At 74.4% G+C, this 1,612-nt stretch carries 1 protein-coding gene and 1 pseudogene; both read left to right on the forward strand.

Annotated elements, in window-relative coordinates:
• Positions 1–723, forward strand: a pseudogene (locus tag ESP51_RS20795) (septum formation family protein); the annotation flags it as partial.
• A 118-nt stretch (positions 724–841) separates the two neighbouring features.
• A partial coding sequence (locus ESP51_RS20355) for a PfkB family carbohydrate kinase (RefSeq protein WP_129522676.1) occupies positions 842–1,612 on the forward strand: 771 nt, incomplete at its 3' end.

Here is a 1,612-nt window from a genome sequence, read left to right on the forward strand (position 1 = left end):
TTCCCAGCCGCCGAATCGCGCCTCGCGGCATCCGTCCCCACCGCCGCCCGTGGCATGGGTGTCGCTCGTGCCTCTGGCTCGCCCACCGGCCCGGCTTCACCGGCCGGCGGCGGCCCGGGCAGCGGCTCAGGCCGACCGCCGACCGGATCCGGCGACCCTCGCGGCAGCCAGCGCACGGTGCGCACGCTGCTCTGGATCGCGGGCGGCCTCGGCGTGCTCGTCATCCTCGCCGGACTGTACTTCCTCGGTACCCAGCTCATCGGCGGGTCGACCCCCGCGGCATCGCCCGCGCCGAGCGCCACCGAGGAGCCGGTACCCGAGCCCACGGCAGCGCAGCCCCCAGGGGTGCACGCGTGGGACACGCTCTTCGGCGGCGAATGCATCGACCCGTACGTGGATCCGTGGGCCGAAGAGTTCACGGTCGTCGACTGCGCGGCGCCGCACGCTGCCCAGCTCGTCTACCGCGGCGAACTGCCCGGCGACGCGGCTGCCCCGTTCCCGGGCGAGGCGGCGCTCGGCGAGCAGATGGGCCCGCTCTGCCGGGTCGACGGCGTGATCGACGTGGCCGCGGCATCCGGCGCTCCCGACCTGCAGGTGCAGGGGAGCTACCCGGTCACCGAGGAGCAGTGGGCGAGCGGCGAGCGCACCTACTACTGCTTCGCGAGCCGCGCCGGCGGCGAACCGCTCACCGGCAGCGTCGCAGGCCCCGGACCCGCGGTTTAGCGGCACTCGACGCGCAACCACTCCCGAGGGTGGTGGTTGCCGGCGAATCGAACGGCGAGGAGAGGCGACAGATGCCAGCGGAGAACAGCGTGACGATGCACAGCGACCGGGGCAGGCTGTGAGCGGCCCCGTCGTGGTGTTCGGCTCGCTCAACGTCGACTCGACGAGCTACGTCGCGGCGTTCCCCGCTCCGGGCGAGACGATCCTCGCGCACGGCTTCCAGGTGGCGCTCGGCGGCAAGGGCTCGAACCAGGCCGTCGCCGCCCACGTGGCCGGCGCCGAGGTCGAGCTCGTGGCGCGCATCGGCGATGACGCGAGCGGTGAGTTCGCGCTCGCGACGCTCGAGCGCTTCGGGCTGCCGACCGGGGCCGTCGGGCGGGTCGCGGACGCCCCGACGGGAGTCGCCCAGATCACGGTCGCCGATTCCGGCGAGAACACCGTCATCGTCACCGGAGGCTCGAATCTCGCCCTCACCCCCGACGTCGTCGACGCCGAGCGCTCGCGCATCGCCGCGGCAGGGCTCGTGCTGACGCAAGGCGAGCTGCTCGTCGGCACGATCGAGCGCATCGCCGGGGTCACGTCCGAACTCGGCGTGCGCTTCGTGCTCAATCTCGCGCCGCCCGCGCCGGTCGCCGCCGAGGCCCTCGTCGCGTGCGATCCGCTCGTGCTCAACGAACACGAGGCGCGGGCGGTCGGCATCGGCACGGATGCTCCGGCCGGCACCTCGCTCGACGAATGGCGCGAGCTCGCGGCATCCGCCGCCGGCACCATCGCCCGCTCGATCGTCGTGACCCTCGGTGCCGCGGGCGCCGTCGCGGCCGACGCCGAGGGTTCGTGGACCGCGCCGGCGCCCCGGGTCACGGCCGTCGACACGACGGGCGCAGGCGAC

It is taken from the genome of Agromyces albus, assembly GCF_004134825.1.
GTDB classification, from domain to species: Bacteria; Actinomycetota; Actinomycetes; order Actinomycetales; family Microbacteriaceae; genus Agromyces; species Agromyces albus.